Annotated in this window: 17 protein-coding genes and 1 pseudogene; 8 read left to right on the top strand and 10 right to left on the bottom strand. The window is 58.9% G+C overall.

Features of this window, described 5'->3' with window-relative positions:
- Positions 1 to 5: 5 nt before the first annotated feature.
- Together sfnG and NLM33_RS37070 are read right to left on the bottom strand one after the other, a co-directional pair.
- The gene (gene sfnG / locus NLM33_RS37075; protein ID WP_254103385.1) at positions 6 to 1112 is read right to left on the bottom strand and encodes a dimethylsulfone monooxygenase SfnG; all 1107 of its coding nucleotides are present in this window, start codon (positions 1110 to 1112) and stop codon (positions 6 to 8) included.
- A gap of 999 nt (positions 1113 to 2111) precedes the next feature.
- Positions 2112 to 3241 (bottom strand): IS3 family transposase gene (locus NLM33_RS37070; RefSeq protein ID WP_254095161.1). Its coding sequence is split into 2 segments (ribosomal slippage): positions 2112 to 2989 and positions 2989 to 3241, totalling 1131 coding nucleotides; the frame shifts between segments, so codons are not numbered across the junction.
- 247 nt (positions 3242 to 3488) lie between these two features.
- Here NLM33_RS37070 and NLM33_RS37065 point away from each other — a divergent pair.
- Complete coding sequence (locus NLM33_RS37065; protein ID WP_254103384.1) at positions 3489 to 3719, top strand: hypothetical protein; 231 nt, start codon at positions 3489 to 3491, stop codon at positions 3717 to 3719.
- A gap of 304 nt (positions 3720 to 4023) precedes the next feature.
- Here NLM33_RS37065 and NLM33_RS37060 read toward each other — a convergent pair whose 3' ends face one another.
- From NLM33_RS37060 to NLM33_RS37050, 3 genes are read right to left on the bottom strand one after another with little or no spacing between them, the layout of a single operon-like run.
- The gene (locus NLM33_RS37060) at positions 4024 to 5184 is read right to left on the bottom strand and encodes an MBL fold metallo-hydrolase (RefSeq protein WP_254103383.1); all 1161 of its coding nucleotides are present in this window, start codon (positions 5182 to 5184) and stop codon (positions 4024 to 4026) included.
- The gene (locus NLM33_RS37055) at positions 5138 to 5737 is read right to left on the bottom strand and encodes a hypothetical protein (protein ID WP_254103382.1); all 600 of its coding nucleotides are present in this window, start codon (positions 5735 to 5737) and stop codon (positions 5138 to 5140) included. Before NLM33_RS37055 ends, NLM33_RS37060 begins: the two co-directional genes overlap by 47 nt.
- On the bottom strand, positions 5721 to 6431 hold the full coding sequence (locus NLM33_RS37050) for a hypothetical protein (RefSeq protein ID WP_254103381.1): 711 nt from the start codon (positions 6429 to 6431) through the stop codon (positions 5721 to 5723). Before NLM33_RS37050 ends, NLM33_RS37055 begins: the two co-directional genes overlap by 17 nt.
- 293 nt (positions 6432 to 6724) lie before the next feature.
- On the opposite strand from NLM33_RS37050, the gene NLM33_RS37045 reads away from it, so the two are divergent.
- On the top strand, positions 6725 to 7060 hold the full coding sequence (locus NLM33_RS37045; protein WP_254103380.1) for a helix-turn-helix transcriptional regulator: 336 nt from the start codon (positions 6725 to 6727) through the stop codon (positions 7058 to 7060).
- Entirely contained in the window at positions 7047 to 8330 is a 1284-nt protein-coding gene (locus NLM33_RS37040) for a type II toxin-antitoxin system HipA family toxin (protein WP_254103379.1), read from the top strand. Before NLM33_RS37045 ends, NLM33_RS37040 begins: the two co-directional genes overlap by 14 nt.
- 730 nt (positions 8331 to 9060) lie before the next feature.
- On the opposite strand, the gene NLM33_RS37035 is transcribed toward NLM33_RS37040, so the two are convergent.
- Together NLM33_RS37035 and NLM33_RS37030 are read right to left on the bottom strand one after the other, a co-directional pair.
- A complete protein-coding gene (locus NLM33_RS37035; RefSeq protein WP_254103378.1) occupies positions 9061 to 10122 on the bottom strand; it encodes an alpha/beta hydrolase in 1062 nt (353 codons plus the stop codon).
- A 2-nt stretch (positions 10123 to 10124) separates the two neighbouring features.
- Entirely contained in the window at positions 10125 to 11690 is a 1566-nt protein-coding gene (locus NLM33_RS37030) for a bifunctional 3-(3-hydroxy-phenyl)propionate/3-hydroxycinnamic acid hydroxylase (RefSeq protein WP_254103377.1), read from the bottom strand.
- Positions 11691 to 11788: 98 nt separating this feature from the next.
- Here NLM33_RS37030 and NLM33_RS37025 point away from each other — a divergent pair, with 98 nt between their 5' ends.
- Positions 11789 to 12721 (top strand): LysR family transcriptional regulator, encoded by a 933-nt coding sequence (locus tag NLM33_RS37025; protein WP_254103376.1) that lies wholly within the window; start codon positions 11789 to 11791, stop codon positions 12719 to 12721.
- Positions 12722 to 13608: 887 nt separating this feature from the next.
- On the opposite strand, the pseudogene NLM33_RS37020 reads toward NLM33_RS37025, so the two are convergent.
- Both NLM33_RS37020 and NLM33_RS37015 read right to left on the bottom strand, forming a co-directional pair.
- Positions 13609 to 14273 (bottom strand): annotated as a pseudogene (locus NLM33_RS37020) (efflux RND transporter permease subunit); the annotation flags it as partial.
- Between the two features lie 378 nt (positions 14274 to 14651).
- Complete coding sequence (locus NLM33_RS37015; RefSeq protein ID WP_254103375.1) at positions 14652 to 15356, bottom strand: lytic polysaccharide monooxygenase; 705 nt, start codon at positions 15354 to 15356, stop codon at positions 14652 to 14654.
- A gap of 898 nt (positions 15357 to 16254) precedes the next feature.
- Here NLM33_RS37015 and NLM33_RS37010 point away from each other — a divergent pair.
- The 3 genes from NLM33_RS37010 to NLM33_RS37000 all read left to right on the top strand — a co-directional run bounded on the left by NLM33_RS37010 (position 16255) and on the right by NLM33_RS37000 (position 18846).
- Positions 16255 to 17292, top strand: a complete 1038-nt coding sequence (locus tag NLM33_RS37010) for a cytochrome-c peroxidase (RefSeq protein WP_254106086.1) — start codon at positions 16255 to 16257, stop codon at positions 17290 to 17292.
- Between the two features lie 211 nt (positions 17293 to 17503).
- The gene (locus NLM33_RS37005; RefSeq protein ID WP_254103374.1) at positions 17504 to 17665 is read left to right on the top strand and encodes a hypothetical protein; all 162 of its coding nucleotides are present in this window, start codon (positions 17504 to 17506) and stop codon (positions 17663 to 17665) included.
- A 338-nt stretch (positions 17666 to 18003) separates the two neighbouring features.
- Positions 18004 to 18846, top strand: coding sequence for an IS5 family transposase (locus NLM33_RS37000; protein ID WP_254099474.1), 843 nt, complete (start codon positions 18004 to 18006; stop codon positions 18844 to 18846).
- A gap of 263 nt (positions 18847 to 19109) precedes the next feature.
- Here NLM33_RS37000 and NLM33_RS36995 read toward each other — a convergent pair whose 3' ends face one another.
- Positions 19110 to 19313, bottom strand: coding sequence for a hypothetical protein (locus NLM33_RS36995; RefSeq protein WP_254103373.1), 204 nt, complete (start codon positions 19311 to 19313; stop codon positions 19110 to 19112).
- A gap of 564 nt (positions 19314 to 19877) precedes the next feature.
- Here NLM33_RS36995 and NLM33_RS36990 point away from each other — a divergent pair.
- A complete protein-coding gene (locus NLM33_RS36990) occupies positions 19878 to 20057 on the top strand; it encodes a hypothetical protein (protein WP_254103372.1) in 180 nt (59 codons plus the stop codon).
- The last annotated feature ends 1067 nt before the right edge of the window (positions 20058 to 21124 follow it).

The following is a 21124-nucleotide window of genomic DNA, read 5'->3' as shown; positions in this document are numbered from 1 at the left end:
TTCGACTATTCGGCAGCTTGCGCCCGCACGGGCGCGCTCGCCTCGAGCTCCCGAACGAGCGGGATCACATGCTTGCCGAAATAGTCGACCTCTTCCTGGAAATGAAGGAAGCCGAGCAGGATCAGATCGGCACCAGCGCCCTTGAGCTCGATAATGCGTTCGGCGACCTGTTGCGGGGTTCCGATCAGGTTTGAGCGGAAGCCATCATTGTATTGAACGAGGTCTTGGAAGGTGGATTTTGCCCAATTGCCCTCGCGCTCGGGGCTGGCATTTCCGGCATTCTGGACCTCGTGGTGGAATCCGCGAACCGCATCGGGGATCGCCTTATCGATAATCTCCTGCAAGACCTCCTTGGCTTCGTCTTCTGTTTGCCGGACGACGCCGAAGGCATTGATTCCGATTTTGGTGCGCCAGCTTTTGCCGAAGGCCTTTTCCTTGGTCCTAATGTCTTCAACCTGGGCCTTCAGGCCGTCCGGCGTATTGCCGTTGGTGAAATACCAGTCGGACACACGGGCAGCCATGTCGCGGGCTGCTCGCGAAGAGCCACCCTGAAAGATCTCCGGCAACGGATCGAGCGGCTTTGGCTTGAGCGAATAGTCGTTGAACCGATAGAAGTCGCCTTTCAGGGTGAAGCTTTCCTCGGTCCAGATCCCACGTAGCGCGGTGATGAATTCCTCCGAGCGGCGGTAGCGCTCGTCATGGTCCAGCCAGGGCTCGCCGATCGCATGGAATTCGCCGCGGAACCAGCCCGAGACGATGTTGACCGCAACGCGTGCATTGGTGAGCTGGCTGATCGTCGCAATCTGCTTTGCCGCAAGCGCTGGGTTCCATGGTCCGGGAAGGAGTGCGGCGATAACCTTGAGCTTTTCGGTCGCGGCAAGGAGCGCGTGAGAGAAGCTGACGGACTCGTGCTGCTTGTCGGCGCCATAACCTGCGGTGAACCGGATCTGGCTCAAGGCATAGTCGAAACCAGCCTTCTCGGCGATCTGAGCAAGTTTGCGATTGTAATCGATATCCCAGCTGGTGCGCTGCTCGATCGAAGAAATCACAAGGCCGCCGGATACGTTCGGCACCCAGTAAGCGAATTTGATCGGATTGTTGCTCGCAGTCATCCTGCTTGTTCCTCAAGAATTGGGTTTGCGTGGAGAAGAACGACGATCTGAGTTGGGCAGCGTTGTGCCATCACGCCCATCAAGACGGGCGCGGCTCACGTGTAGTCATAGTCGTCGTTTAGGCTATTGATTCAGAAGCGCTACAGTCGTCTCGGACACCATCCGAGCGCGTGCATTTCAGCCGGGCCAACACAAGTTCGCACAAACGCATCGACAAGCCGTTGGCCTGGTCAAATCACTCAACTGATCGACGAAATTGTTGCGCATCATGAGCGTCCCCGGCTGTCATCATTGCATGACTATCGTCTCAGAGAAGTCTCGACTGCGCGAGTCGAAGACGAACTATTTTTCCGACGTTAGAGATAATCCGATTTTGTAATTTTTCATCAGACGCGATTTTCATTGCGCGAATGAGAACTCTCACTGGCTGAATGCCGACGACCTTGTCGCAAAGCTCACGATGGTCAACCAAAGGTCTCTCTTGTTCGTCGAAAGGACTTTCGCCGAGTTTCTGACAGTCAGGGGCACTCTTGCTTATCGTCCCATAAGCTTTTCTAAAACCTCGCCATGCCCACTCCCGGGGCAACGCACGCACCCGCTAGGATCACTGGTCCTTGCGATTTCGTCTGCATGGTGGAGCGGCCTTTTGACTGCCTGCCGAGGTCAGTATGCTGCTCATCAAGACCAGCTGTCGCAAGCAAAACAGACATCTGGAGCGCTCGACGAGGGGTGAGATGCCTTCGTACCGCCGTGGCTGGACGCTAACTCATGCCATGCCCCATGAGGCAGACGCCTCGCGGCGTCGCGCCTTGAGATGTTCATCGCTCACGGAGCGGTTTTTCATTAGCGACCAGAGCTGGCCCCGGTTGTTTGGACAGCGCCCCGCGAAAATTAAGTGGATTCCTGCCGGGTTATGCTGAAGGCGGGGCTTTACGATTTTGCTGTGGCGTCGGGAGGGCGTAAGCCCGACCAGAGCCGCAGCAAAATCGTTGGCGACGATCATGCGGCCGTCACCATCGTTTGCGCGCCGAAGTAAGCCTCGTCGGGCGTGCGTTCGTCAAGGCTCGAGTGAGGACGTCCTCGGTTGTAGAACGCCAGATATTTGGAAATCGATGCTCGCGCCTCGAGCACGCTGTCGTAAGCACGCAGATAGACTTCCTCGTATTTGACAGTGCGCCACAGCCGCTCGACGAACACGTTGTCGCGCCAGGCACCCTTGCCGTCCATGCTGATGGCGATGTTCGCGTCCAGCAGCACGCCGGTGAAGTCGAGGCTGGTGAACTGGCTACCCTGATCCGTGTTGAAGATCTCGGGCCTGCCGTGCTTCGCCAACGCCTCCTGGAGCGCTTCGACGCAGAATATCGTCTCCATCGTGATCGATACGCGATGGACCAACACCCGTCGGCTGAACACATCGACGACCGCCGCGAGGTAGACGAATCCACGTCGCATCGGAATGTAGCTGATGTCCATTGCCCAGACCTGGTTCGGCCGCTCGATCTTCAATCCGCGCAATAGGTACGGGTAGATCTTGTGGCCCGGTGCGGGCTTGCTCGTGTTCGGACGGCGATAGATCGCCTCGATCCCCATGCGCTTCATCAGCGTCGCGACGTGGCGGCGGCCAATCTGCATGCCCTCACGCTGCAACAGCGATCGCAGCATGCGCGCCCCTGCGAAGGGATAATCGAGGTGCAGCTCATCGAGCCGGCGCATCAAGACAAGGTCCTCGGCCGAAACCGGCCGAGGTTCATAGTAAACCGTACTGCGGGCAAGGTTCAGGACCTTCGCCTGGCGCACGACAGACAGATCATGGTCGCGGTCGATCATCGCTTTGCGCTCAGCAGGCCCGCCTTGGTGAGCGCGCCGGACAAAAAATCGTTCTCCAACGCAAGCTCGCCGATCTTGGCATGTAACGCCTTCAAATCGACCGGCGCCTCGGCCGGTCCGTTGTCCTGCCCAAACACTCCGGCGGCGCCTTCCAGGAGTTGGGTCTTCCAGGTCGTGATCTGGTTCGGATGGACATCAAACAATTGCGCCAGCTCGGCCAACGTCTTCTCCCCCTTCACGGCCGCCAAAGCCACCTTTGCCTTGAATGCCGGAGAATGCGTCCGGCGACTCCTCTTCGTCATCTTCGCTCCTGATTCGCGGCAAGAAGCCTCGCCGCTCTCAGGCAGAAAATCCACTCAAGCTACTGTCCGAATTTGCGGAGCCAGCTCTACCGTCCATAGGACACAATCATGAAGGATAGCGGACGAACCATGTCCGCCGCCGACGGCGAGCGGATCGCGCAACTTTGGATCGCGGTGGCGTCTATGCTCGTCTGCGCTCCCGCTGACATCGGCGCTCTCATCCGCGACTGGGGCAAGCGCCTCAAGCTTGATCAGTCAACGCTGGCCAAACGCATCGGCGGTGATCGAAGCCGAGCACGGTCACCCGCGTGCAGAGCTGCGACTGGTGCTCCGAGCCCTCGGCGCCTCGGGCTTTGGCCTGGATGCAAGGGACGAACAAATCCCGCGTCGACATCAACGCCACCGCGACAAGAGCCAGAACCAGAAAGAGCGACCTTGTTTGATCCGTTCGGTGGGCTATCCGCGGCCGGTCGATTGAGCGATGGACGAGGCTCTGCCTCTCAGTGGCGAGCTGGACGCCACCGCGACGAAGCGTTCAATGCCCCCCACATTCATGGACGGCGGCTAGGGCTGACCCTAGTTGGTGAGCCGGTGCGTCAGGATTTGGTGAGGGGCGCTTGTCCGCGACCTTGTCGAGCGAAGTCTCCGGTAACGCCGGTACAGTTGGGTGGGTACTGCCGACGCCCAGCTTCAGCTTTGATAAACCACACAAATTTGCGCTCGCGGTTGAGGCTTTTGTAGTCGAGTTTTGGTTGGGCTCACGCGCACGGTCGGGCTCGGGCTCACGCCTTTGCACTTCCCCGTCGCTTCAATAATTCACTCAATCTGCACGCAGCGCCGAAAAGCTCGACTGCCCATTCCTGGCCCTGCCGCTTTCGGAGCCTCACGAACCCGGACTCCGCTTGCAGGCTATGGACTCGTATGTTGTTTGCTCGCAGAAAGGTCTGCACGCTCGCATGACGTTTCTTAGGTCGTGCACCGCCTTCGTCAGAAGTGGCAAAAGCCCGCTTGGTCAAGGCGGTGATTGCCTTAACGCCTTCGCGACTGGGGAGCCGCCCGCGCCCGCGCCTCCAAGGCGTTATTACAGCAATCGGCTCCTTTTCGATCATCTCACCCCAAACATCCGGATTATGTCCAGTCATGGAGCCATGATGAGGTACCTTGTAAATCTGAGCTTTCGCGCCGAACGGAGTTGCGTCATTGGCTCGCAACACGGCACCCCAGCCAGAGCTTGGCTTGCTGTTTTCGAGATCCGCCCCAAGGAGAAGGACGGCATCCCCGATTTCGACGAGCGATGCTATCGAGATTTCATTGGGGCTCGGACTGCCAAGGGAGCCTTTTTGCCTTCCAGCCGATGGCATTTGAGCCGCTATTCGGGACAAGAAATCCAAGTGGTCGCCATGCGACGGCGAGAGCGCTAGCAGGCGGAACGGCGCACCATGCGCTAGTTGTGAGCCGATGGCTTGGTGCACAAGCATGTTCTGGCTCGCCACGCCAAATGTTGGCTGCCCCGCTTTCTGTCGCTTAAGCAGTTCTTCTAGAATTTGCGAGAACTCTGCGGCCTTATGGCCCGCAACAACAGTTTTGTTTTTGGAAAGCCTCTGCACGAACCTGATAAATTCGCGGCTAGTGAGAGCGGCGGCCATCCAAATAGATGCATTAGGGCAGGCGGCGACAAGTTCCGACACGCCTTTGCAATGATCATCATGCCAATGGGTTACAATGATACGCTCGACCACCGTACCGGCGTCCAGGCCAAGTTGCTTGAAATAATGAAGGGCTGCTGGGCCCGAAATGCCAGAGTAGCTGCAAGAGTCGATAACAAACCAGCGGTTGCTGCCGAAATGGACGACTATGCACTCACCGAAGTTCGGACCGAATATGGTTACTTCCACCTCATCCGGCGCTGGCGGCCCGATCCTCGCTAGCTCCGAAAATGGCATTGTGCAGCTCGCTTGCTTCCCGATCCGCTTCTAGCATCTCCCGCTCAGTCCAGACGGGAAGCCGACGCACAATCACTCTTGCAAATCGCTCCTTTCGTCCCGACGCATACGAATAGCCCAAAATCCAACGGAAAATTGCACCCGGCCGGAGCAGCGCCTGATCGGCTTCCGTAACATCATCTAGCGGCAGCTCGACCTCTTCGGCTTCCTCCGTCTCGCCCGCTGTGATGTCAACGAGGCGCGCGATGACAAGCCTTCCTTCGATTTGCACAACACGCCCCTCCCACTCCTGCAAAGTGATTTCGCGGGGCGCCGCGCGGACATGGGACTGCGGGAACCGCAGAGGGCGTATGCCAACTTCCTCAGGGGCGGGCTCATTGGCCCTCGGGGAAACGTCCTCACTATCCACGCTGGTGTTGTCTACGCCCTGATTGCGCAAGATGAGGGCTCTCTTCCTCTGCCGGTGCTTTACAGCGTCGGCGTCGAACGTGGCGAGTCCGCCTTTGCCGCTCGTAGGACTGAAGGAAGTCTCAAAATCAATTAGCATCGACATCGACAATGCTCATCAGTTGATCAAACCAAAGCTCGGCCCGTTCAATGGAGTCGTCCCACACTTCTGCCACGAGTTCTGCGGCTGCTCTTCCGTCGCTAGGCTCCCCTTTGTGGGTCAAATCGAAATGATCATTAACATGACTGTAAACACCGTAGGGGACGTCCGCGCGCACCGATGGCTCTACCTTAAATTGAATGTGCCCCGCACGGCCGTCTTTACGCAGCTTACGACCTTCTCGCACAACTCCTTGTTCCATGACAAGGCTTCTTAAACCTCCGATGCGCTCCTCGCCTTCCGAAATCCACTCTCCCCAAAATGCCTTCGGAGCTAGCGTGTCCCCGATCAGATGAACCTTTCCTAGGCTTCCTGCCGGGAAGTGTATTTCCCGATTGATGCCCACAGCTCGAACTGGGGTCTCGGGTAGCATTTGAAAGCAGTTCACAAAAAAATCATGGGCGGTCACCACCGGGTCTTTTTCGGTCGCGACTAAGAATTGCCCCTGATCGCAGTGCAGCCGCCCCCACGGAAATTGCAAGAGGACAAGCTCGGCGTGGACCACCTCGACGCGCAATTGCTCGCTATCGCTTCCCACGATTAGACCCTTCTTCAGAAGCCAATCGGGCCGAAGGATAAGAGGGTTGAAGTGCCCTACGGCCGCGATGGCCGATGAGGAAACTTGGGGCTTAATGCGCATCGCTTGGCATCCAGGACTCCAGCAGGCCTTCCCATACCCTACACGGAGAGCTTGCTTGTAGCTTGCTCGCGTTAACAGCCTAGCAAAACCCATGCAAGTTAGGGGGAAATCGCGGCCGCATCGCCGCACTCATTAGACGGAGGGATTCCAAAATGGGCTTTGTCCATGAATCTATTGGCTTACTAATGAACCATCTCTACGTATTCCGGTCTATTTATAGATCGAATCATTGACAAATCTCGATTTGGGTTATAAGCCCAATAGGGACAATAGGGTCCATTAATGGCTCAGTGATGATGAAGAAAACGAGACCCTATTCCCGCTACGCAAAGGAGGCGGCTGCCCTTTTAGGTCAGCTCATTCGTAAGGCGCGCATCGACCGGAAGATGACGACTGAAGAGCTCGCCGACCGCGCGGGCCTTTCTCGCGGACTCCTGCGGCGAATTGAGAACGGAGATCTCGGCTGCACGCTGGGTGCCGTCTTCGAAGCCGCCGCTATCGTTGGCGTGCCGCTCTTTGCTGCCGATGAACGCGCTCTGACCAGCGCTCTCGAATCGAATACAGCCGTAATGACGCTGATGCCGAAAGCCGTCCACACACCGCGCGCGAAACCCGATGACAACTTCTGACAAGGAGCCGACTGAAACCTATGTGTGGGTCTGGCTGCCCGGCGAGACGGCGCCGGTCGTAGCCGGCCGCTTGTTCGCTTCGGGCAATCAGTTCCTCTTCAACTACGGCCAAAGCTATCTCGCGCGCAACAACGCGATTGCACCCTACGATCCGGAATTGCCTTTACGCCGCGGCACCATTCCACTGACGCCGGGGCTGATGATGCCGAATTGCATCCGCGACGCCGCCCCTGATGCCTGGGGTCGCCGCGTCATCATCAATCGCAAATTCGGGAAGAGCGGCAAGGCGATTGATGCGGCGGAGATCGACGAACTTACCTATCTGCTCGAATCCGGCTCGGACCGCATTGGAGCCCTCGATTTTCAGTCCTCCCCAGAAAAGTACGTCCCGAGGGAAGCTTCAGCGGCCTCGCTCGAAGAGCTTCAGGCCGCGACCGCACTCGTCGAAAAAGGAGAGCCGCTGACGCAAGACCTCGATCGCGCGCTCCTGCACGGAAGCTCGATCGGCGGCGCCCGGCCCAAGACGGCGATCACTTCAGACAGGACGAAGTACATCGTCAAGTTCTCCTCGCAGAACGACCTCTACAATGTCGTGAAGGCTGAGTTCGTGGCCATGCGACTGGCCGCCAAAGCGGGGCTTGCCGCAGCTTCGGTCAGCCTCGAGCGCGCCGCAGGCAAAGATGTGCTGCTGATCGAGCGCTTTGATCGGAAAAAGGCCAATGGCGGATGGGAGCGCCGCGCCATGGTGTCAGCCCTGACCTTGCTTGGGCTCGACGAGATGATGGCGCGCTACGCAAGCTATGAAGATCTTGCCACCATTATCCGCCACCGATTCACCTCGCCCAAGGAGACGCTACGCGAGTTGTACGGCCGGATGGTGTTCAACATCCTTTGCGGCAACACGGACGATCATGCCCGCAACCACGCGGCGTTCTGGAATGGAAAAGATCTTACGCTGACGCCTGTCTACGACATCTGTCCACAAACCAGGACGGTAGGAGAAACAACGCAGGCGATGCTTATTGTAGGCAATCACCGCACGAGCCAGATTTCCGTTTGCCTTGAAGCGGCTCCGTTGTTCCTGCTCAACAAGAATGATGCCGTCGACCTGATCGCTCGCCAGATCATGACAATCAAGACATCCTGGAATGAGGTATGCGACGCCGCATCGCTGACGGAGGTCGACCGCAATTTCCTCTGGGGACGCCAATTCCTTAATGCGTTCGCCTTCGTCGATGCTCCTGCTGTTCTCACCGAACTTTCCAACTGAAGCCTGTCTTCATCGCCGAGGGGCGACAGCATGCCACGCGCGCGCCGGAGCCCACAGTTGCGGCACGGCCGCGCCGAGACATTTGCCGAGCATATCTGACCGACGAGGCCGGCGGGCCGGCTCGCTAGCAATCAAGCCGTTGAAAAAAAATATACAGAACGGCATTTCTAGGGCTCTTTCTGCGCAGTTGGCACAACTCTTGAGTTTCTCCCTTTGCGCAGCGGCAGGAGGGGCTGAGCAGCATCTTTGACTGATTTTCTCATTTGAAAGGAGGCAACAATGAGGACGGCGCTTGTGCTGAGGCACGGGAAGCAGGGCCCCGAGGTCCTAGAACAGTGCCGGCGCCTGGCTGATTAACGCCGCGAGCCGGCGAATACGGAGCCAAGAGAGTCGGCTCGGCGCGCCTCGTGCAAGTGCTGCTCAAAGTCCTCTGACCCGGACCGCCCCCACTTCCTGCTGTTGCAACATGGCATCGTCGGCCTGCCAATGACCTGGATCGAATCGATTGGAATAGTTTAGGTCCACACCAACCCTCCGTGTCCGAAGTCAAATCAGATCAGGTTGCCTACCCCGCCTGGCTGTCGAGAAGCTGACGAGCCCCGCCCTCCAACGCAGAAAGGCACACCTTGAGTGCAGGCGACTCTGCTTGAGTGCAGGCGGCCGAGCCGCTCGTGGACCCGACCCTCGAACCGGCTTGGCCCGATGCGAATCTCGCTCCAGCCGCTTCCGGCTACAATCTGAGCACCGCGCTAAACCAGTCCGCTGCTAGCGTGTTTCGCTCGTCCCGATGGTTATGGAGCGTGTGATCGCCGTCTGGCCAGGACTTGAGGCGCGATCGGGGATCGGTGTTGCCTTCGAGAAACGCACTCTGAGATCCCGGCTTGACCAGCGCATCGGCGCCGCCCTCCAGCACCAGCGTCGCGCAGGCGATAGAAACGCGGCCGTCGAAGACAAGCGCGGAAACGCGCTCGGCAAGCAAATCCGGATCGTGGCAGCCGAACATCGCGGCGAGCTGCTCTTGCGCCGTTCGGAACGGCAGCACCTCCGTGCGCGCCGGAGCACCATTAATGCAGCAGGCGCGCACGCGGGTGTCGCGGATGGCGGTGTGTGCCGCGAGCAACCCGCCATAGCTGTTGCCCCACAGCCCAATCCTCTGACCAGGCGAGCGCATCAGAGCAAGATCGACGAAGCGGCTCAAACCGCTTGCAACGTCCTCATCGGCGAGGATGCCTCCCTCAAGCCTGCTCTCGCCCTGCCCGGGACCATCTACCAGGAAACACGCGATCCCTCGCGCGCACAGCGCTTCCGCCATCGAGCGATAGGCCGTGGACCAGCCAGTCATGCCCCCTAACACGATCACGCTCGCAGGGGTCCGCTCCTCGATCGGTTGAAAGTGCCATCCGAACAGCGTCCCCTGCCGGTATGGCACTTCCACCTTCATCGCCGGGTAATTCGACAGCGCAGCAAAGCGCGCGAAGCACTGGGTCATCCGGCGATAGAGCTCCCGCTTACGGTCGCCATCCGCATTGAAGGCAATTTGAGCAAAGATCAGGCTCACAGCAGCGGCGTGCCAGCTTTCGCGGGCAAGTGCTGCGTCATCGGCCACCTCGGCAAGGCGCTCCTCCCCGCGCGCCATCTCTTCAAGCACGAGGTCCCAGGGCCTCCCCTCGCGCACCCGCCGATGTGCGAGCTGTGCCTTATCGCGCGTCATGCCATAGTCGACCATGCGCGTGACCGACATCGCGCGGCACAGGGCCTCGATTTCCTTGGCCTTTTCTTCGGATATGGCCATGTTCACGCTGCCAAGGCCGTCGCGTGCCACGACAGCTTCTGCTGGAGATTTTCTACAAGGTCGGCGACGTCCTTCAGCCCGGCGGCAAAGCCAAACAGATTGGTGTCCGGACGGGTGACCATCGCGGCAGCGTTCTTTCCAGCGAGACAAGACGAATAGGTTCCATCGATATCGAGCATACGTTCAACGCCGGCGCCGGCATCGTCGGCGAGCGTAAATGCGCGACAGCCGAGACTCCTAAGGAAGCCCATCCGCGATGGGCCAAGAATAGCCGCTGGATTGCGTTCAGCAATGAGTGCGAAACTGTAGCCGACCTGGTCGTCGAGCCTTGCAATGCGACCGCCGATCCTGACACGCCCCTGCGGCAGTGCCGAGCCTACGGCCTTGCCCCAGGCGCCGCGACGGTCGTCCTGGATGATGCCGGCGGAAAGGGACGGAAACGGCGGGAACAGATTGAACCGGAAAGCAAGATCACGGAAGAACGCGACCGTGCGGCTATGTGCATTGGCGATTTTCCCCAACATCACCGCCGTGCGCATGATGTGGGCGACATGTGGACGGCGCTCGGGCTCGTAGCTCTCAAGGACTTCCGGTGAAGCGACGTTTCGGAGCACGAGATCAAGCTTCCAGGCGAAATTCGCGGCGTCCCTGATACCAGAGCAAGCGCCCTGCCCGAGATAGGGCGGCATGGTATGCGCGGCGTCGCCTCCCAGGAACACCGGCCCGCTGCGCCAGCTCTGCGCCATACGGCATTCGAAAGTGTAGACGATCTGCATGATGATCCGAAGGTCGTCCGGGCCGACATCGTGATATTGCTTCAAGATTCTCCACGCGCTCTCTACCCGCTCCATCTCGTCAGTGTCCTCGTCCGGCAGCAGCGCAAATTCGAACCGCTGCCGATTTGCGCCGATCGGCAGGAACATGTGGCCTCGTGCCGGGTCGCAATACTGCTTGGTTTCTTCGAAGCTTGCGGGAAGCGGCCGCTTGCGCTCCCCGTCGATATTGAGCCAGCGCTCGTTGAAGCCGGAGTCGTCGCGCTCAATCCCGAGCGCGGCCCTCACGAAGCTCCTGGCACCATCGGCCGCAAAGACGTAGCTCGCGTGCGCGGTTTCCGCGGCGTCGCCCGCCCTTAGCGCGAGTTCGACCTTGCCGGCTGAAATCTTCAAGCCGGTGAGCTCCACCCCCTGGCGCACCGTTACATTCCGCAAGCTGCGCACCCTGCGGTCGATCGCCGCCTCGATATCAGGCTGATGAATCGAAATATGCGCCGGAAATCCCATCGGCTGGCTAGGAATATCGACGACATCGACCAGCCGCTTCCCTTTCGCGTTATAGAAAATGTAGGACTCGATCGGCGATGAGTCCCTGAGCGCCTCCTCGATGTCGCATACGAAGCTGAGCAGCCTCGCGATCTCTCCATCGATGTGCGTCAATCGCGGAAGACCATAGAGAGAGGGCCATCGCTCGACGACCAGGACGCGGTGGCCGAGCTGCCCCAGGAGCGATGCCGCCGTCAGGCCCGTCGGCCCATATCCGATGACGGCCACATCGAAGTCGGTCTGAGCCAATGAACGTCCTCCGGTTTTTTTTGCAGCTTGTGATACTGAGAGGCATTGGTACAATCGATTGTCTTTATGAGCCATATCTATAGCGTGGATGCCTCATCATGCGCTTCAAAGGTCTCGACCTGAACCTCCTCGTCGCATTCGACGCGCTGATGACCGAGCGCAGCCTAACTGCGGCGGCGCGCAGCATCCATTTGAGCCAGCCGGCCATGAGCGCGGCGGTCGCAAGATTGCGTGCCTATTTCCGCGACGATCTCTTCACGATGCACGGCCACAAACTGGTTCCGACGCCGCTTGCCGAAGCGCTGGCTGCGCCGACCCGCGAAGCGCTGCTGCACATTCGGCTTTCCATGACCGAGCGTGACACGTTCGACCCGGCCAAATCGGACCGCCGCTTCCGGGTCATTCTGTCTGATTTCATGGCATTGCTGTTCTTCCGGACGGTGATCGCGCGTGTCGCGCGCGAGGCCCCCAACATCACGTTCGAGCTTGTTCCGTTTGACGACCAACCGGACGAGCCACTTCATCGCGGCGAGGTCGATTTCCTGATCTTTCCGGAAATGTACATGTCAAACGCGCACCCCAAGGCAAAGCTGTTTGACGAGACGCTGGTGTGCGTGGGCTGTTACACGAACAAGCAGCTTTCACGCAAGCTCACCTTCGATCGGTACATGTCGATGGGTCACGTTGCGGCGCAGTTCGGACGAACGGGCAAGCCCTCGATCGAGGCATGGCTCTTGCTCGAGCATGGTCACAAGCGGCGTGTCGAGGTTGCGGTGCCGAGCTTCAGCTTGATCCCGCCCCTGTTGCTGGGCACCGAGCGCATCGCGACGATGCATTCACGGCTGGCGCGACATTTCGCAACGACGATGCGGCTACGGATCGTTGATCTTCCAATCCCGCTACCGGCCTTTACGGAAGCCGTGCAATGGCCGGCTCTTCACAACGATGATCAGGCAAGCATCTGGATGAGGGAGATCATGTTACAGGAGGCGTCCCGCATGGCGCAAGACCACAAGACGTCGCATAGCTGATTGGAGAGCCGAGCGTTTCGCCTCAATCTATCGAAAGAGCCACCTGAATAAAATGTTCGCTTTCTACGACCGACCTTGATTTGTCACGTCCAGCAACCTGAACGACGTTCGCAATCGGCTTGAGGCGGAAATCGCAGCTCAAATGGAAATTTGCGATCATCGGACGCGTGTGAAAAGGCCCCATACCAAGCCAGCAATCCAAATTTCCGTGGCATGATTCTATTGGACAATTTCCAATGCAAGAAAACAGGCACGCCGGCATTTCGACGCATAGTCCGCCCGCAAATCGCATTTTTTCAGGAATCCTTAGCAGCGCGCAGGCCCTGCAGTCGTGATGTCCGCCCACTGTCGGCAAAAGCCGGACCTCGCTGGTCCGCGCTCGGCAAAGACCGGTTCTGGGCTGAGGGACCGCCGAAATATTCCCGATCGGTAAAAGATATCTCATATCCTGGAAAAGATCCCGATCGGGAAGATTCGCTCATTCCGCGACGGGGACGCGGGAGCTGTCCGGAACGCATCGCCTCTTCGTCGGTCGCCGGCGCAGGTTGCTCCGGTCCACCGCGCGGTGGCGCGATCATCATCGTCAGCACCAGCAACAGTAGCAGTCGTAGCCGGTTCGGCGCGGCGATGATCGCCGCGAACATGCCGACCATGATTAGCGGTACCGCGTCCGGCTAATCTTCTCGCCTCTCGAGCGCCGCAGAGGCCCTTGTCGATGCCTCCAATTGTGGCCAGCAACCAGGCCGCAAGAGTGGCAACCGCTGCATGCATCCATAAAAGGAGGGGCGGTGCGTACCGGTCGGATGATCAGGGCCGGCGGTAGTCATTTGATTTGGTCGGACGCGCGCGACCAGCAGCTCTCCGACGCACGCCCTGATCAGAGCGCTTCAATTCGAAGCCCCTACAGCGTCATCTCGCCCGCGACGGGCGATGAGCGAGTAGGCGACCGGCACCACAAACAGGGTGAAGAGCGTTCCGAGCGACAGGCCCGTGGCGATCACAAGGCCTATGTTGTAGCGGGACACCGCGCCGGCGCCGCTCGCTGTGACCAGCGGCATCACGCCCAGCACCATGGCCGCCGTCGTCATGAGAATGGGCCGCAGCCTGATTGTCGCCGCCTCGATGATGGCCTCCGTGCGGCTTCTCCCTTCGGCGCGCAACTCATTCGCCACCTCCACTATCAAGATCCCATGTTTGCTGACGAGCCCATCAGGGTGACGAGGCCGACCTGAGTGTAGATGTTGATACTGGCGCCGCCGATGCCGACGCTGATGAAGATCCGCGCACCGGCGAGCGACATCGGTACCGATATCAAAATAATGACCGGATCCAGGAAGCTATTGAACAGCGCGGAAAGCGAAAGATAGATGATGATCAACGCGAACAGGAACATAGTGACGAAGCCGCCCGATTCCTGCTCGAGCTGGCGGGAGGCGCCTGCGAAATCGGTCGAGTAGCCCCCCGGAAGGGATTTTGCCAGGGTCTTCAAGGTCGCGAGCGCATCGCCCATCGCGACGCCCGGCATCGCCACCCCGGATATGGTCGCGGCTGAGCGCCGATCGTGCTTCCCGCTTGTCCATCTTTGGGGCGTGGCCATGCTCGAGACGCCGCGACTCACCATGTGTGCGACAAGCCTCCTCGTTGCGTAGCAAACTGCCGGCTAGATGTGTTCGGATAAGTCCGATCGACCTTCTAATTGGTGCGAACTAGCCCTGATGTGATGGAAGAGGCGCACAACATTGAACAAAGGCAAGGCGTAACACGTTCCAAGATCAAGACCCGACCATGAGCAGCGCGCCTTCGACGTCGAAAACAAGCAGCTTCATTCGGCGTCTCCCTTGCTAAACGGCGGCTACTGTTTGTGGTGGATCTCTGCAGGTCGGCCAAGCGCCCGCCACATTTCGGCGGCGAGATCCGCCTAGAGCGCCCTTCAATCGGAACCACTGGTGCTCGACGATCTCCGTTCCTCGAAGGTCGCGTCGACGATCTGATAGAACGCCATCGGGCTGTTGGCGAGTTCCCAAACAGCCAAAATCACTTGGTAGCCGGTGCGCCTTGGCAGCTCGCACATGTGCACAGTGGGCGCCGTTGGCATCAGGTTGGCATTCGGATCCCAAAACGGCTGGCCGCCATTCTGGATTGTGCAAAATGGCTTCACTTCGAACTGCGCGCGCGTGAGCGGCGAGGACGGATTCCAGTCCGCCCGCGTGATGAAGTAGTTCCAACGTCGTGTCAGGTGAGGCGCATCATATTCCCACTTGAACTTCTGCTTCGCGCCGGAGTGTAAGCGAATCTTCTCCCAGCGCGTCGGCGTCTGCTCATCTAGCAAGGGCACATCGCCGCGCACGCCGCTGCCGGCAATGTGCCCGTCCGCTGGCGGCGCCGCGTTCTGCACATCGGTCGGTGCGATCGGGTCTAGCAGACCCCCCTTGGTGGCGGGAAAGAATTTGCCGCCCTCCATCGCGTTTGCCCTCCACAAATCGATTGGACAGTCCATATTCCTGTGCTCGGCACAGAGCACGACGCGTGAGGCAGGTTCAGTAAGGCGGCCTTGCGCGTGCGCGCTAGCAGCGGCGAACAATGATGCCGCGCCGCCGAAGAGTCCACTGGACCAGCGCTGAAATACATACTTCATGGTTTACCTCGTAACTGTCGGATGGGCATTTGAAGAAAGTCCGCCAAGCCGAGGTAGATGTCCGCCGTCAGGCAACCCAGCCCCTGCGGGACAGAGGAGTGCTCGGTGGCGCTCACCATCCCTGCTACGCCATCGGCACGCACATCGCGATTGCGGGGGCCTCTGGTGAACTGCACCCAACTCTCTGGGACCCCAAGATTTTCGAGTGACGACGCGCAGGCTGGGCAATTGAGCTATACCGCGGTGGCGGGGTGATTATTTCAAGTCACTTCGCTTAAGACATCTCTCCATCCGCTCTTGATCAGCCTTCCATCAGGATTCAGCCTGCGCGTGAAGCGCGCCATGGATGTAGCAAGTCACAAGCAGCTAACGCTGCGACACTTAAGATGCGCCACCAACCCATCCAGGCCTTCAGGAAGCCAGGCGCGTCGAACTGCGAGAACGCCCTGCCTCATCTCGCCAACACTTGCCAGACACGCTAGCGACCAAAGCCACCTGTTGAGAGCGACCGCGGCGCTCGCGACGAACTCAGCAACGCTGCAATCAACGGGACCAGATCAATGATCCAGCGTCTGTGACATCGATTGGATCCGATTGAGCAGTTGAATTTGAATTCGCGAGACGAGTGTCTTCGCTGTCACGGTATTCTTGCAATTGACGTGCCGCTTTGCCCTCCTCGAAGCGCGGCGAAACCATATGCTTCGTGCCAAGCCGAACGCACGAGTGTTGCGCTGCTGCCAATGTGTCGCGAAGCCGACATCGGGCAGGAAAACGCGACACCTGCTCACGCGCGAGGGCTGGCTCAGTTCCTGCATGGTTGCCGGCGATCATGTCGTGGGTGCCCTCCTGAAGAATTGTTGTTCGGTAGCGGCGCCGAAAGAAGCGGAAGTCTCACGTGATGCGCAAGGTGTCTATTGCTACCCTCCTAGTGCTCATCTCATCCCAAGCGATTGCAAATGACGAGTTGATGAGGGCGGCCAGACAAATCTTCAAACCGATCCCCTCAGCTATCCCCGCAGTTAAGGACAATCCTGTCACTGTGGAGAAAGCCGAGCTCGGCAAGATGCTATTTTTCGACCCTCGCCTCTCGGCGAGCGGGATCATCAGCTGCAACACGTGCCATAATCTTGCCACTGGCGGGGTCGACGCCGGGCCGACCTCGGTTGGTCATGGCTGGCAAAAGGGGGCGCGTCGGGCGCCAACCGTCTACAATTCGGTATTCAATGCCGCGCAATTTTGGGACGGACGCGCGCCGGATCTCAAGGCGCAAGCCAAGGGACCCGTTCAGGCGAGCGTCGAAATGAATGCGACCCCGGACCGCGTGACGAGCACGTTGAACTCGATGGAAGGTTATGTCGGTAAGTTTAAGCAAGCCTTCCCGAATGATACACCGCCGGTCACCTTCGACAATTTCGCCAAAGCGATCGAGGCTTTTGAAGCCACTCTCACGACACCGGCGGCTCCGTTCGACCAGTACCTGAATGGCGATGCCAGCGCTCTGGATGATCCGCAAAAGGCGGGATTGAAGCTGTTCATGGACAAAGGATGCGCCTCCTGTCATAACGGACTGAATATTGGCGGCCAGGATTATTTCCCGTTTGGTGTAATCGAAAAGCCCGATACCAAACTGCTTCCTACAGCCGATAAGGGACGGTTCGCAGTCACCAATGCCCCCGGCGACGAATACGTGTTCCGTGTCGCCCCCTTGCGCAACGTTGCTTTGCGAGCTCCCTACTTCCATTCGGGTCAAATTTGGACTCTCAAGGAAGCCGTAGGAATCATGAGCGAAGTACAGCTCGGCGCGAAGCTCAGCGAGAAGGAGAATAACGATATTGTTGCTTTTCTTAATTCACTGAGCGGGCGGCTCCCCAAGATCGAATATCCGATACTGCCAATGCGCACAAAGGAGACGCCACCCCCCTCCTTAGGCAGATAGTGTCGTTCTTCCACAAACGGGATCACACATTGTCAAATGGACCATGGGTCAGGTCGATCCAGTCTACTTGCAACGTCGCTGCTGTGTTCGGCAGCGGCGTCGCAAGCCCGAAGCATCGCGACCGTCTCTATCCCGGCCGGCAGAAGCACGGGATCATGGTGGAAGAACATGCAGCATCGCGCGGTCGATCGGGAGCCGTCACGGAGGTCAGATGACAACGGTCATTAGAAATCTGCTCGCTCGAAAGCAGAAGCTGATTGAGCAACTCGATTCGACTACAGATGTTAAGCAGCGCGAGAAGATCGAGCATCAACTTGGGCAAGTAAACACGGCGCTCGACCTTCTCGATCGGCCTAAGCAGCCGAGCGACTGAGAACGCGCGACCGACGCCCGGCGCGATCTTGAGGGGAACTTTTTGGCTTTCCAGCAAGCTTGGCGAGCTTTAACTCTGGATCATGTCCGCCGTGCCTCAGCGTCGCAATCAATTCTCCTAACGGGCCATCGCTGTTCGCCCCCGCTGACATTGGCGTTCAGCCAACGTCGACTGCAGATACAGGTTCCAGAATTGACCTGCGGCGGCGACATCAAGCTTAATGCAAGGGTTTGCTTGCCATAGTACTACAGGGCGTTAGTGTCCGACCGAAAAATAAGTTGAGTGATATCAGCGAGTTCTGATTCCATTGGTGTTGCGAAGCATCAAAGGGATCGAGAATGTGGACTGATATCACTCGGGCACAGTTTGCCCGAGAGGAGCTGCGTTTGCCAAGCGACTTGACGGATGCGGAATGGGTCGTGCTGGAGAGGTTGCTTCCTGTGCGGGCCAAGCGCGGGCGGCGCCCGAAATGGAGCTATCGGGACATCGTCGAGGCAGTGCTCTATCTGCTGCGCGGCGGGTTGCCGTGGCGCATGCTGCCGCCCACTCTGTTTCCACCAATGACCACGGTGCAGTACTATTTCTACCAATGGCGGGACAGCGGATTGTGGCAATCGATCAACCACGCACTCCTGATGCTGGCGCGCGAGGCGATCGGCCGGGAGGCCTCGCCGACGGCTGGTGTGATCGACAGCCAATCGGTCAAGACCACCGAAGGTGGCGGCCCTCGCGGCTACGACGCGGGGAAGAAGATCAAGGGTCGAAAGCGCCACATCGTCACCGACACCCAAGGGCTCCTGGTCGGCGCGATCGTTCACGCTGCCGACGTCCAGGATCGCGATGGCGCGCCAGATGTCCTGTGCAGCATTCGCTACCGCTTCCCCTGGCTGCGCCATATCTTCGCCGATGGCGGCTATGCCGGCGGAAAGCTCAAGGCGGTGCTGGGAAAGATCGGCCGGTGGACTGTCGAGATCATCAAGCGCTCCGATGCCGCACAGGGCTTCGAGGTGCTTCCGCGCCGCTGGGTGGTCGAACGAACCTTCGCCTGGCTCGGCCGCAACCGCAGATTGGCCAAGGACTTCGAGCGAACCATCGAAAGCGCAACTGCCTGGCTCTTCCTCGCCTCCGTCCAACTCATGACAAGGCGCATCGCAGCCATAAAAACAGCAATGCAATTTTGAGTCAGACTCTTAGGCTCCGCGCACCGGACATTGCCCCGTCCGGGGCCACCCAAGGCGAAGTCGTCGCGCCAATATACTCGGCGCGGCGCTTCGTTTGATTGGAAAGCGTCATCGTAGCGTAAGCCGCTGTCCGCCGCTTTCTATGCCCGCCTCTGGATCACCCTGCTCGCGCGTCGCTGGCTTAGCCCGCATGGGCGTGGAGGCCATCAAACTAGGTAGCCAACACCCGTTGCTCGCCTGTACTGAACGGGCGCCCCCGCGCGTCACTCTGGCGCGATCGTCGCAAGTCCAGCTTCGATGACTGCGATTTCTTGGCTTACTTGCGCGACGGCTCGACTTGGATCGATGCCGGTGACGCTCGTTAGTTGCCTCAGCAGCTCCCGCCGATGCGCAAGAAGACCCTCCAGCGCGCCACGATCCTTTAGTCTGACATAGCCGTTGACGATCAACTCAACTGAATGCGACATCTATCTCTCAAATAGAAAATTGGCCTGAATTGGCCAATATAATTGCCCACGCAGCTGAATGCAGCATCCCAATAGCAAAAACCTTGATCGGTAAGACTAACGAGCAAAGCTCCTTGTCGCCGTACATTAACCGCGCCCATCCTGGCGGTGGTCGCGAAGGTGCCGATGTCTCGCGTAACCTGCGTCTTCGCGGCAAGGGGCCGCCGCCTCCAGAAGCGGCGGCCCCGCCCAACGCAAGCGATCGATGCTAGAGCGTGTGCCGGATCATGGGAAACACGCCACCGTATCATTCGCGCCTTTTCCAAAGGCGCTGGCATACGCCTCAATGGGAGGACGTACCATCCGCCCTGGCATGCATGTTCTCACTCGAAATGAAGCGGCAAGCTGCCGTGGACGCGAATAAGATCTAGTTGCAACACTCGCCTTAAAATCCCTTTTCATACAGCAGTAACCACATTTTTTACTTGTCTTTCAGTTACTTAATCCTACCATCCCTCCTTACGAGAGCTAGCACAGTCCTGACTATTGAGACTGTATTCCTCTCATTTTCAACCGAGGATTGCCATGAAGAACGCGCCCTCGAACATCACCCGGCATTCCATCCTTGGCGGAAGAGTCCAGCTCTATCGGCGCGGCGATTATCAGTTCTGGCAACGCTCCGCGTCCGTTGGTGGGAAGCAGTACCGCGCGACGACCCGCAAAGACGAGCTACGGCTCGCGGAGGACTATGCCGAAGAGTGGTAACTCGGCCTGCGTGGCAAGTTTAAGCACAGCGACTTCATGAGCTTATCATCGGCGCACAGGGCGTAGCGCTCAATACTGACGTGCAGAATGCAGTCGAGGACGTGGAAGCGCACAACAGAGCCCTACGCGAGAAGGGCGACGCCATTCCCGCTGCTCAACGGGGCGGGCTCGCCGTTGATGACCTTTGTGCACTTCCCAACCACCCAAACGTTGATAGCGCAATTCAAGAGGCCGAGCGAAACTTGACTGCCGCTATCGAGCCGGATCGCTCGTGGCTTTGAGTCCGTTCTTGTTGCCAGATTTTAGAACTGACGATCTAAATGCGATCCTAGCGACTACCCTAAGTGATCTCGATGACAATGCGGCAGACCGTGTGCAGGCTCACCTCGCCAATATCGGCGCTAGTGGGGAATCCTCGGTCGCGCAAGGCATGGAGCGCGTTACCGCAAATGGCCTCGATGGTTGCCCATTCTGCGCTCAATCGCTGGATGGTTCCGCGCTAATCGGTCGTTATCGTGCCTATTTTGGCGAAGCTTATGCCGCTCTCAAGGCCCAGGTCGCGCGTGCCATCGAAGATGTGGAGCGCTTCCATGGGACGGGGTCATCGGGCGATTTCGATTCCTCCGCCGCATTCGAGCGCGCTATCCGAGTCACCGTCGAGCGGCGGCAATTCTGGTCTCGTTTCGCCGAGATACCGGAAATTGTGATCGACACTGCCGCTATTGCGAGCGCGCGAGGTGAGGCGCAGGCTGCCGTTCTGACCGCGCTCCGTTCAAAGCAGGACCGTCCACTTGAACGAATGGAGTTCAGTCGAGAGGGGGTGGCGGCGCTTGAGCGATACGAACGCTTGCGACAACATATCTCGGACCTTAGCTTCGCTCTCCAGCGTGCGAACGACACGATTGCGGTGGTCCGCGAGCAGGCAGCGAGCGGCAATGTTGCGGCTCTAACCCGCGACCGCGACCAACTTCGAGCCATCAAAGCGCGATACACGCCGGAGATAGCGCCCCTTTGTGCGAGCTATCTTGACGAAAAGACAGCAAAGACTGCCGCAGAGCAAAGGCGGG

Source organism: Bradyrhizobium sp. CCGUVB1N3, from assembly GCF_024199925.1.
In the GTDB taxonomy this organism is placed as follows: domain Bacteria; phylum Pseudomonadota; class Alphaproteobacteria; order Rhizobiales; family Xanthobacteraceae; genus Bradyrhizobium.
Note: the sequence above shows the minus strand (reverse complement) of the source record. Positions and strands in the feature narration are given on the sequence as shown.

Coding starts and splice junctions, on each gene's coding strand:
- NLM33_RS37005 (WP_254103374.1), top strand. CDS start 17,504: ATGACAACGGTCATTAGAAATCTGCTCGCTCGAAAGCAGAAGCTGATT.
- NLM33_RS36995 (WP_254103373.1), bottom strand. CDS start 19,313: ATGTCGCATTCAGTTGAGTTGATCGTCAACGGCTATGTCAGACTAAAG.
- NLM33_RS37015 (WP_254103375.1), bottom strand. CDS start 15,356: ATGAAGTATGTATTTCAGCGCTGGTCCAGTGGACTCTTCGGCGGCGCG.
- NLM33_RS37000 (WP_254099474.1), top strand. CDS start 18,004: ATGTGGACTGATATCACTCGGGCACAGTTTGCCCGAGAGGAGCTGCGT.
- NLM33_RS37050 (WP_254103381.1), bottom strand. CDS start 6,431: ATGCGCATTAAGCCCCAAGTTTCCTCATCGGCCATCGCGGCCGTAGGG.
- sfnG (WP_254103385.1), bottom strand. CDS start 1,112: ATGACTGCGAGCAACAATCCGATCAAATTCGCTTACTGGGTGCCGAAC.
- NLM33_RS36990 (WP_254103372.1), top strand. CDS start 19,878: ATGAAGAACGCGCCCTCGAACATCACCCGGCATTCCATCCTTGGCGGA.
- NLM33_RS37040 (WP_254103379.1), top strand. CDS start 7,047: ATGACAACTTCTGACAAGGAGCCGACTGAAACCTATGTGTGGGTCTGG.
- NLM33_RS37060 (WP_254103383.1), bottom strand. CDS start 5,184: ATGCCATTTTCGGAGCTAGCGAGGATCGGGCCGCCAGCGCCGGATGAG.
- NLM33_RS37025 (WP_254103376.1), top strand. CDS start 11,789: ATGCGCTTCAAAGGTCTCGACCTGAACCTCCTCGTCGCATTCGACGCG.
- NLM33_RS37035 (WP_254103378.1), bottom strand. CDS start 10,122: ATGGCCATATCCGAAGAAAAGGCCAAGGAAATCGAGGCCCTGTGCCGC.
- NLM33_RS37045 (WP_254103380.1), top strand. CDS start 6,725: ATGATGAAGAAAACGAGACCCTATTCCCGCTACGCAAAGGAGGCGGCT.
- NLM33_RS37055 (WP_254103382.1), bottom strand. CDS start 5,737: ATGTCGATGCTAATTGATTTTGAGACTTCCTTCAGTCCTACGAGCGGC.
- NLM33_RS37010 (WP_254106086.1), top strand. CDS start 16,255: ATGCGCAAGGTGTCTATTGCTACCCTCCTAGTGCTCATCTCATCCCAA.